The sequence below is a fragment of the Streptomyces sp. genome (assembly GCF_019510245.1).
Taxonomy (GTDB): Bacteria; Actinomycetota; Actinomycetes; order Streptomycetales; family Streptomycetaceae; genus Streptomyces.
In genome coordinates this window covers 1-10,624 of sequence record NZ_JAEKKT010000283.1, presented here as the reverse complement: position 1 = coordinate 10,624, position 10,624 = coordinate 1, and the positions used below count along the sequence as shown (strand labels likewise).

At 70.0% G+C, this 10,624-nt stretch carries 6 protein-coding genes and 2 pseudogenes; 4 read left to right on the top strand and 4 right to left on the bottom strand.

Annotation, left to right across the window (positions count from 1 at the left end):
* The 4 genes and pseudogenes from JF597_RS48935 to JF597_RS48920 all read left to right on the top strand — a co-directional run.
* Positions 1-116 (top strand): annotated as a pseudogene (locus tag JF597_RS48935) (IS5/IS1182 family transposase); the annotation flags it as partial.
* A 162-nt stretch (positions 117-278) separates the two neighbouring features.
* Complete coding sequence (locus JF597_RS48930; RefSeq protein ID WP_294012302.1) at positions 279-3,104, top strand: hypothetical protein; 2,826 nt, start codon at positions 279-281, stop codon at positions 3,102-3,104.
* A gap of 55 nt (positions 3,105-3,159) precedes the next feature.
* Entirely contained in the window at positions 3,160-5,454 is a 2,295-nt protein-coding gene (locus tag JF597_RS48925; RefSeq protein ID WP_294012300.1) for a hypothetical protein, read from the top strand.
* Complete coding sequence (locus JF597_RS48920) at positions 5,391-7,340, top strand: hypothetical protein (protein ID WP_294012298.1); 1,950 nt, start codon at positions 5,391-5,393, stop codon at positions 7,338-7,340. Before JF597_RS48925 ends, JF597_RS48920 begins: the two co-directional genes overlap by 64 nt.
* A gap of 1,328 nt (positions 7,341-8,668) precedes the next feature.
* Here the strand turns inward: JF597_RS48920 and JF597_RS48915 are convergent.
* The 4 genes and pseudogenes from JF597_RS48915 to JF597_RS48900 form a co-directional block, all read right to left on the bottom strand.
* Positions 8,669-8,956, bottom strand: coding sequence for a glyoxalase superfamily protein (locus JF597_RS48915; RefSeq protein WP_294012296.1), 288 nt, complete (start codon positions 8,954-8,956; stop codon positions 8,669-8,671).
* The gene (locus tag JF597_RS48910; protein ID WP_294012294.1) at positions 8,947-9,945 is read right to left on the bottom strand and encodes a hypothetical protein; all 999 of its coding nucleotides are present in this window, start codon (positions 9,943-9,945) and stop codon (positions 8,947-8,949) included. Before JF597_RS48910 ends, JF597_RS48915 begins: the two co-directional genes overlap by 10 nt.
* Before the next feature lie 91 nt (positions 9,946-10,036).
* On the bottom strand, positions 10,037-10,477 hold the full coding sequence (locus tag JF597_RS48905) for a protein-tyrosine phosphatase family protein (protein WP_294012291.1): 441 nt from the start codon (positions 10,475-10,477) through the stop codon (positions 10,037-10,039).
* A gap of 31 nt (positions 10,478-10,508) precedes the next feature.
* Positions 10,509-10,624 (bottom strand): annotated as a pseudogene (locus JF597_RS48900) (IS5/IS1182 family transposase); the annotation flags it as partial.

The following is a 10,624-nucleotide window of genomic DNA, read 5'->3' as shown; positions in this document are numbered from 1 at the left end:
AGCGGACGATCAACGCGCTCAAGGGCTTCCGGGCCGTGGCGACCCGGTACGACAGGAGAGCGTTCGTCTTTCACGGGACGGTCGCTGTCGCCGCGATCCGGCTGTGGATCCGTTAGTGATCCGCCGGACAGTCCTTAGGTCGTTCATCGGCGAACGACCGCACCGAGCCCGGGTGCACCGCACGGACCGAGTCCGCCCCGAAGCCGACAAAAGGTGCATACACCTCACCCGTTCGCCACACTGAGGAGAACGGACGGCCGACGGAAGGCGGTGCCGCGATGACTGCCGATCCGTTCACCATTCTGCGGGTCGAGGACATGCTCCTGCTGCATGTTTCGGTGATCAACCTTGAGCGCGACGGCTCTCGGCTGGTGCGCGAGAACGCGGACGAACCGGCGGTGCTGCTCTTCGGGCTTCCGCCGCAGCACGTCGGCGAGTCGGACGTGCGCGGTGCCTTCCCACCGACGGTCCCGGCGGTCTCGGCCGGGACGAGCAGGCTGGCGTTGCTGCTCCCGGACGGCGAGGACGGCATCGACCTCGCCTCGGAGGCGCTGCTGGCCTGGGAACTCCTGCAGAACACCTCCGTACCGGTGTCCATACCTCCCGACGACGGCGAGATCTCCGTCTTCAGCGGACTGCCACGCACCGCGATCGAGTTCCCCGCCCGCCTCCTGCTGGGGACCGAGGGGGACAGCGGATGGTCCTTCGCGCACGGCCCGGTGTCCGAGGACGGGCACGCACCGCTGTGGCGCGCGGCGTTGACGAGACAGGACGGAGCCGAGGGGCGGCTCAAGGCATTCGCCGCCTTCACGGACACTCCGCAGCGCATCAGCTCCCCCATCAGTGACGACAACCTGCGGGACCTCATCAAGGTCACCAGCGCCGGCGAGCTGATCTTCAACGGCGTGCCGGTCGAGGGATTCCAGCGTGAGCCGCTGCGCGCCGAACGCTTCATCCTCACTCCGCTCGGCGCGTGCGTCCGGATGAGCGGCGACTTCGCGCCGCTGCCGGGGATCTCTCTGCAGGGCTACCACCACGAGGCGGAACTGGGCCGGGACCAGTACGTACGGGTCGTCGAACGCGGCTTCCTGAGCTCGGGCCACGCGGCGGTCCGCACGAAGACCGCCAAGCGCAGGTTCGTGGCCCAAGGGGACGGCACGGTGGTCGCGTACCTGGTGAGCGAGGACCGCATCACCGTCACCCAGCCCGAGCAGACGTACGGGGAGGGAGTCGACTATCACCATGTGGGCCAGAGCATGCCGTTCGCGGCGCTGCGCATCACCGACACCATCACTCCACCGCTCGCCCCCGCCGACAACACCCACCAGGTGAAGCTGGAGGGGTCCGGTGAGCCGTTCCGCTTCACCGTCGTCGGCACCGACAGCGAGCAGCGCCACGTCACGTTCACCATGCCGCTGATGTTCTTCACGCTGAACGAAGTCTCCAGCGTGGACGTGGCCGGGATCTACGGCTCCGCTCCCGAGGACCTTCGCCGGGTCACGCTCCAGGGCCAGACCATGGCCCTGACGCCGCTGCCGGACGGCGTGGAGTCCGGTGCCACGAGCATGCCGGTCGGGTCGCTCACCTTCACGATGGCCCCCGTGTCCGGTCATCCGCTGGGCGCACTGCCGGAGATGCAGCTTGCCACGGCCCGGGTACACGCCGTGGAGCAGCTCACCGGTTCGCCCGCCGAGCGGCAGGTCGCCCTGCGCCGGGATTACGTCGCCAACGGGTTCGCCGCCGCGGGTCCCAGCTCCGCCTTCCTCGACCTGGTCGACCCGCTGGCCGTGAGCTTCGCCGCGGAGAAGGCCGGCGGTCTCGCGCAGCCGTCCTCGGTGGTCCAGACGATCACGGCGAAGGCGGGGCTGCTGCCACAGGACTTCGCCGGTGCCGCGACCGCTGTCAGCGTGGACCAGCTCCAGCACATCTTCGGCGACGCCAAGCTGCTCGGCTCGGTCGATCTGTTCAAACTGCTCGAGCCGGTCGCTCCCGCCGGAATCAACGGTCTGGCCCAGCTGACCGGCCCGCACGCCGACGAGATCATCGCCGACCGGCTGGCGAGGGGTCTGCTGCCCGTGCCGATCCTGCGGGCCCGCGAACTGGCGAACGGCCGGGAACTGCGCTACTTGTGGACGCCCGCGCTCCATCAGGGCCGGACCCCGTTGGTGCCCGGGGCCGACTTCGCCGCGATCAACCTGAAGAACGCCTCCCTCACGCTGGAGGCCACCACCGTCTGCACGCCGGACGCCGCGCAGAAGTCGACCGTACGCGGCGTACTTACCGGCTTCGGCCTGGACTTCGCCGGCCTCCTGACCGTCGACTTCGGCCGGATCGAGTTCGTCACGAAGCCGGGCAGCCGGCCGGTCCTCAACGCCTCCGGTCTGCAGGTCGGCTTCAAGAGCGCGCTGGAATTCATCAACACGCTCAAGGAACTGCTCCCGAAGGATGGCTTCGGCAAGGGCGCCTATGTGGACGTCGACCAGAGCGGGATCAAGGCGGGATACACCCTCGCCGTTCCCGCCGTGCAGTTCGGCGCCTTCAGCCTGAGCAATGTGTCACTCGGCGCGGAGCTGCGGATCCCGTTCGACGACCGGCAGGTGGTCACCTTCCGCTTCTCGGTCGCCGAGCGGTTCCACCCGTTCAACCTGAGCGTCGGCATCTTCGGCGGCGGCGGGTTCTTCTCGCTGACGGTCAGCCCGGCCGGTATCCAACTCATCGAGGGGTCACTGGAGTTCGGCGGCAACACCTCGCTCGATCTCGGGGTCGCCAGCGGCGGCGTCCATCTGATGGCGGGGATCTACTTCGCGTACAGCGATCAGGCGGTGCAGCTCGCCGGGTATCTGCGCTGCGGCGGCTATCTGTCCGTGCTGGGTCTGGTCAGCGTGTCCGTGGAGTTCTATCTGAAGCTCACGTACGTCAAGTCCGGCAACCGTACGGAAGTGTACGGCGAGGGCACCCTCACCGTCAGTGTGAAGGTTGCGTTCTTCAGCAAGTCCGTCTCCCTCGGACTGCAACGCCGCTTCGGCGGCTCGGGCGACCCGAGCTTCGCCGACTGTGTGAAGCCGGGCCACTGGGACACCTACTGCCTGGCCTTCGCCCCCTGAGCCGGGCGCGCCACGGGATCCGCGCGGGACGAACGAGACGAAGGGGAATCCACTCGTGACGATCGAACAGCGCATCCAGTGGGTCGTCCTGCCGGCCGGCCTGTCGCCCGACGGGACCCAGGCCCTGGTCTCGGTGTTCGTGGCGCCCCGGCTGAGCGTCGACGGCGACGGCCAGGGGGCGACCCTCGCCCCGTTCGAGGACTTCCTCGACTGGCCGGCGCTCCTGGCGAACGCCCGGTTCATGCTCGACACCGCGACCGTGGACGAGGGCACCGGGCGCAGCACGGCGGCCGGTGCGCCGTTCGGTCCACTCACCCTCGCCGGGAATCCCGCCGACTCGAACCTCTGGAAGCGGTTCTTCCACCCGGACACCCCGCTGGATTCCTTCGCCTTCGACGACTACGCGCCACGGGCGAAAGTGACCTATGCGGCGGCGGACCTGGCCAGAGCGGACCGTCGGGCCTACGCCGACATCGCGTCCGCCTCGCCCACCGAGCTGCCGGACCCCGCGGCCATGAGCGGGTTCGCCGGATTCCCCTCGAGCGAGGACATGCCCGACACCCTGCAGAACGTCGCCGGGAAGCTCGACGACGCCGACGCACGAGCCGCCGACGACCCCACCGGCAACGTACAGCCGGATCTCTCCTCGGCCCAAGAGCAGTTCCTCTCTTTCCATCCGCAGATACGGGACGGGTCCACCGGGGCGGGCGAGCTGCCGGAGCCGCCGCCGCGGCCCGATAAACCCAAGCCCGACTTCCACCAGATGCTCTCCGCCCTCGGCGACCATCCGGCGCTGCTGCGCCGCCTCGGCCTGGTCATCGACCTGGCCCTGCCGGTCGACCAACTGCCGCGCACCCATGGGGGGCTGGGCCTGGTGCTCGTCCCCACCGTCCCGTCGGCGCTCCCGGACTCCGCCAATGTCCCGGACACGCCGGCCACGTTGTACGTCCTGGACCAGGACGGAAACTTCTGCGCCGCCGCCTCCGGATCCGATCCGCTGGGTCCGCCGGCCCGCGGGCTGCTCGCGCTGCCCGTCAGCGAGAGTGACGACGGCGTCGAACGGCCCGACACGTACCGCATCGAGCAGACCGACACGGACGGTACGAACCTGAAGCTGCTCGCCGCGTCCGCCGCCGCCGATGCGCCGCCCGAGGGCTCACCCGCCCCCGCCGCGCCGCCGACCGTACGGACCACCGGCCTCGCCCTCGTCCACACCGGCCACGCACAGGCCCTCCAGTCCGATCTCCTGCACGCCGCGGACCAGAACCGGCAGCGGGACGATGACGGCCTGACCACGTTCACCTCGGAGGACCTGGTGCGGGGCTACCGGGTCGACGTCAACGACCGGGGGAAGTGGCGGTCCTTGAACGAACGCATCGTGAGCTACAACCCGCCCGGCGCGCAGGCGGGCACTCCGCCCATCGTTCCCCCCGTCACGGACGAGGGTTTCGTGCAGACCGGCCTGATGCAGCCGGACGGGCGCGACGGCCGCGTCCATGTGCACGAGCACATGGTCACCTGGAACGGCTGGGCCCTGTCGGCTCCTCTGCCGGGCAATGTGATGGTCGACGGTTACGACCCGAACGGCGGCCCCGGTACACCGGACCCGACGGCGGGACCGCAGCCCGTCCGCAATGAGGCATTCACGAAGCTGCCACTGGAGATCGAGACCGCTCCGAAGCCGGGCAGCCTGCCCCGGCTGCGCTTCGGTGCTCAGTACAAACTCCGTGTCCGCACCGTCGACCTGGCGGGCAACGGCCCCACCGTGGACCAGGCGACGGACCGGATGGACCAGGACGATCTGGCGCTGCCCGTCGGCGGGACGACCTTCCGGCGGCACGAACCGGTCCCGGCCCCCCTGCTGCTGCCGCGCTCCCCCTTCCTGGAGGGAACCGGCGCGCACCGGATGGTGATCCGCAGCGACGACGGGCAGTCCACCGCTGCGTACGCCGCCGCCTTCAACGCATCCCCGCTGGTCGCCGGCGGGACGCATCCGGCGTACCTGCCCGTCGACGAACGGCATCTGGTGGCTCCGAAGGCGTCGCTGGAATGCGTCGAACGCCACGGCAAGCTCGACGACGCGATCGCCTCCGGCAACTCGACGACCCGGCAGGCGGTGTACCAGCTCGCCGTACGGGAGTCGGGCAGTCTCGACGATCCCGGGCTGCCCGGCTTCCGGACGGCGCCCGATACCCCGGGGCACCCCGGCGGCTACACGCTGCACACCGGGGAGTCGATCCAGGTGCCGTACCTGCCCGATCCACTGTCGCTGGGCGTGGTCTTCCGTTGCGGCTGCGGGTCGTCGAGGGGTCCGGGCCGCCGGTTCTCGACGCGGCCGCCCGCGTGCTGACGGTCTCGCTGCCCAAGGCGGCGGTGGCCGTCGTACGGGTCAGCTCCAAGGTCCGCGTCGACGAAGGGATCATGGGCATGCTGCGCTGGTGCCACGACGAGCTGGGCGACAGCAGCGACGGCTTCGCCGCCATCATGAACGCGGCCCGGAGCGGCCGTCACTGGATGCTCACGCCCTGGTACGAGCTCACTCTGGTCCATGCCGTGCAGCACCCCCTGATGGCGCCCGTCCTGGAGATCCCGGACCTCGCGGGGCGTGATCACGGCGAGACCGCCGAGCACCTGTCGGGAACGGTCGGCGTGGACCCCGCGAGCACCGACCGGATCGATCTGTTCGCGGAGTGGACCGAGGTGACCGACGACCCGGCGCAGGAGGAGCCCGGTACGCCGCAGGAGCGTGCGGCGCCGGTCTTCGGGCTGACGCTGCCGAAGCCGCCGCTCGAGGGGAGCGACGTCCCCGACGAGCCTGCCTCCCTCCCCTTCGTCCTGGCCGGCGGCACGCTGTTCTTCAACACCCGGGCGGCCGAGCAGGCGCGCGCCGACGGCGACAGCAGCATTCCGCCGACCTTGCAGAAGCAGGAGTTCGGCGATACGAAGCACCGGACGGTGCGGTACCACGTGGTGGCGACCACGCCGTTCGCCGACAGCTTCCCGGCCGATTTCGGGGACCATCCCGAGCAGCAGTTGCTGTCCCGGCCGGGTGAGCAGCCGGTCGACGTCACGCACACGGTGTTCAGCAGCGCCAAGCCGGCGGCGCCCAAGGTGATCGACGTCGTGCCGACCCAGTCCTTCGACGCGTCCGGTTCCCTGCCCGGCACGCTCACCCGCCGTCGGCTCGGCGGCCTGCGGGTCTATCTGGAGCGGCCGTGGTTCTCCTCCGGCGAGGGCGAGTTGCTCGGGGTGCTGGTCCGCGACGAGGGGAGCGACGCGCCGGAGTCCTCGTACCCCTTCATCAGCGTGCTGGGCCGCGACCCCATCCACGTCTCGGCGCCCGTCAGCACGCCGACGGCATCCGCCTTCCCCGGCGCCGCGACGGTCGCGGCGGGCCTCCCCTTGCCGGAGCCCTCGGACTTCACCGCCGGCTTCACGGTCACGGCCGTCGGCTACGAGCCGCGGTTCGACCGGGATGCCGGCCGCTGGTTCTGCGACATCGACCTCGACACCGGGGGCGCCTACTTCCCGTTCGTCCGGCTGGCGTTGACGCGCTTCCAGCCCGACTCCCTGCCGGGTGACCATCTGTCGCAGATCGTGCTCACGGACAACCTGAGGGTCCTCCCCGAGCGCGTCCTCACCGTGGCCGGCACGGATCCCCTGCTCGTCCAGCTGTCCGGTCCCAACTACACCGTGCCCGGCGGGGCCGACACGGGCGTGCGTCCCGCCAGGGCGACGGCGTTCCTCCAGGAGCGCGATCCGGAACTCGACGACGACGCCGTCGCCTGGTTCACCCTGGAGGACAGCGCGTCCCCACTCGACCGCGTCGACGACGTCTCCCTCTCCGCCTCCGACTACACGGGGCAGCTGCCCCTTCCGGGCGGTGGGCCGGACAGCGGGGCGGCCCGGAGGCTCCTGGTCGTCGAGGAGGCGGTCACGGTCGCCTACCATCCCGAGGATCCGGAGTCGGGGACGCAGGGCAGCGTCGTGTACATGGACACGGTGGATGTGGAATCACCGCACCACGACGGCCCGCACCCTGGCCCGCACGGGCCTCACGATGGGCCACATGACGGGCCGCACGGCCCGCACGACGGTCCCCACGGCGGACCGCATGACGGTCCCCACGGCGGACCGCACGGTCCACATGACGGTCCCCACGGCGGGCCCCACGACGGTCCGCACGGCGGCCCGCACGGAGGGCCTCACGGCGGGCCGCACGGTCCCCACCACTGAGGAGGCGGCCATGGGGCTGTTCCCGGATCTCAAGGACGACCTGCTGGAGCGGGACGCCGGTCTGGACAAGGCGTTCCACGACGCGAAGGAGACCCCGTCCGGGCAGGCGCTCGGCAGCGAGCCGGTCGTCGTCGTGGCCCTCAACCAGCAGGAGCCGCACTTCTTCACCGGACAGCTCGAACTCGAGGTGCACTACTCCGCGAGCCTGCTGAAGGCCACCGCCATGTGGGCGGCACACGAACTGCTGCGCGCCGCGAACGAGCTGGTGGATTCCTTCGACGCGCGACCGCCTCCGGCCGACGTCATCACCATGCTGCGCGCCACGTTCAATCCGCTCATCGACGCGCAGCGGGTGGCCCAGCTCCGAGGGGTGGACATGGGAAACACCCTGCTTCCGCGCTGGGACGACGTTTTCGACGTGCGAGCAGATTCCTTCGTGGAATTCACTCCCGCGTTCTCCGACGAGCTGTCGGACGCGATCGCCAACGGCAGCAACACTTCCGCCGGCACGGTGATCCACGGGCTGGGCTTCGGCTATCTCACGAAGGCCGCGGCCTCGGCGGGGTTCTTCGATGACAGCGCCACCGGCAGCCCGGAGACGGCCGACGGCATGTGGCTGTGCGGCGACTTCGCCAACGGATTCACGCCCCGGCGCATTCCGTGCGTCAACGACACCGGGCCCGTGGCGCAGGCGACCTCCGCCCGGCAGATGGCGCGTCTGTTCACCTTTCTGGGCGGCCGGAGTCTGGCCGGTGCGCAGAACACCCCGCTTGTCGACGGGGACAGCGACGAAGCCATGCTGGCCCTGCTGCGGCAGGCGGTGCTGAATCGTCATTCCATGCTCGACCAGGACACCACGGTGAACTTCGACATGGTGTTCTCGAAGGTCGGGCAGGGGCCGCTGAACACGGGAGCGGTCGTGTGCTCGGAAGCGGCGATCATCGACGAAAGGTCCACCGGCAGACGCTTCGTCGCGGTCTTCCAGAACCGCGTGGGCACCACGTCCGCTCAGCTCAAGCCGGTATCCCAGCTCGTCGACACCACTCTCGTCAACTTCCTCTTCCCGTAGGGGCCATACGCACAACCTCGTCGCCCTATCGCCCTCCTCTGCGTCGCCTGCGACGCAGGCGGCGTCACGGCCCCGCCGACGCCCCACCAGGCGTACGCACCGCCGCAGGCGTCCGCACCGGCCGCGCGGCGGCCGGCCTCCCCCACCGGGTCCGTCTCATAGAACTTGTCGTGATCTGTCGAACCGGACGAAGTCACGTTCGCGGCCCCTCAGCCGAGGTCGAGACAGAGCTCGTTACCCCCGGCGAATGTTCATTCCCTCACGGCGTGACGATCCGAATCCGGTTGCCGTCAGGGTCGCAGAGCTCGGTCTCACGCGCCCATGGAGCGTCCTTCGCCTGCACACCGAACTCGGAAGCGATGGCATCGACATCACGAACGCGGAGGTAGACCAACGTGTCCGGATGGGCGTCGCCCTCATGCTCCGACAGGAACAACCGCACTCCGCCCCGGGCGACCTCGACGAACGCGGGAAGTCCCGTTTCGAAGCGGTGCTCCCACTGCTTGGCGAAATGCCTGATGCGGCACTGGGCGTGGCCTAAGGCCACACCGTCGAGAACCCCAACTGTGCCTGGACGGTGCGGATTTCGGTGAAGTAGCCCGTTTTTCCGGCCGGCGCGAATGCACTCTGTTTGTTGCGGCCCCAGAGCAGGCCCACCGCTGTCGGCCCCGTCTCCTCCAGGACCAGGGATCCTGAGTCGCCCTGATCGCAGAAGACGCCGTCACCCAGTACCGCGACCTGGTCGATCAGAAAGGCGTTGGGGCCGCCCGGCTCCCAGTTGACGGTCAGGAAGCGGTGGTAGGCCAGTCCGTTGGTAGGACCCGTGGCGAATCCGCGTTTCCGTATGCAGTGCGGCAGCCAGGCGGGCGCGTTCAGGTCCGCCGTCGCGGTGACCGCCCCGACCAGGTTGGGCTGTCCCGGGCCCTGGTCGGCGATCGCCGGGGACGGGAGTCGTCCGACCGCGGCGGCCACATCGAGGTGGATCAGGGCCGCGTCGGACATCCCGGCAAGTATCGGGGAGAACGGCAAGGGGGCGGTCTGCGGGAAGTCGACCCGCTCCACCCCACCGAGATTGTCGTCCTTGACGATGCTGACTCCTACGGCGATCGGCGGGTTGTCGGGCTGCCAGATCGAGTGCGGGAACGCCTCGTGGGCGTTCCCGGTGACGTGGAAGCAGCTCAAGCCGAGCCGCTCCAGGCTCTGCGCGTCCACCACCACCGCACCGAGCGTCCCCGTCCCCACGTGCGGTTTCCTGATCGCGATGCCGCCCCGCACGTCGCGATAGCGGGCGACGTCGGGGAAGCCGCAGGGCTCGACCGACCTCTCGACGATGCACACGCCCACATCGCCGATCCGTTCCGGAAGGCCGTCCGGCACCTGCGCCATGTCCTCGACGTAGATGACGACGGAAAGCTCGTCGAACAGCTCGCCGTTCTCCTCGCGCATGCCGAGCCCCACCGCGTTCACCCCGGGCAGGGCGAGCAGGCCGAATTCCACGGCTCTCTTCGCCTCGACGAGTTCTGGAGGGATGTCCATGACGCTTCCTCGTGCTCTTGCCGAAGTGCCGGGTCTGACACTTCCAGGGAAACGCGCCGGTCCCCCTGCCGCGAATCGGGGCGGGCGGCCCTCAGCGGTCCCCGGGGCCGAAGCGGCGTACGTACCGCTTCTGCCAGGGCGTCTCGACGGCGCGGCTGTCGTAGTGCCGGCGCACGTACGCCACCGCGTCCTCCGTGGGGACGCCGTCCAGGACCGCCAGGCAGGCCAGCGCCGTGCCCGTCCTTCCCCGGCCTCCGCCGCAGGCGAGCTCGACGCGTTCGGTGGCAGACCGCTCCCACGCCTCGCGCAGGACGGACCGGGTCTCGCGGTCATCCGCGGGCAGCCGGAAGTCGGGCCAGCGCAGCCAGCGCGCCTCCCAGGGGACTTGGGGAGGCCGCTTGCCCAGCAGGTGGAAGGCGAAGGCCGGTTCGGGACCGGTGGGGAGAAGGCGGCGCAGGCCGCGACCACGGACGAGGCGACCGGAGGGCAGCTTCATGACGCCGGGCGCGCCGTCGTCCCAGGTTTCGCTCACGTGTGCACCCTAAGGACTGTCCGGCGGATCACTAACGGATCCACAGCCGGATCGCGGCGACAGCGACCGTCCCGTGAAAGACGAACGCTCTCCTGTCGTACCGGGTCGCCACGGCCCGGAAGCCCTTGAGCGCGTTGATCGTCCGCT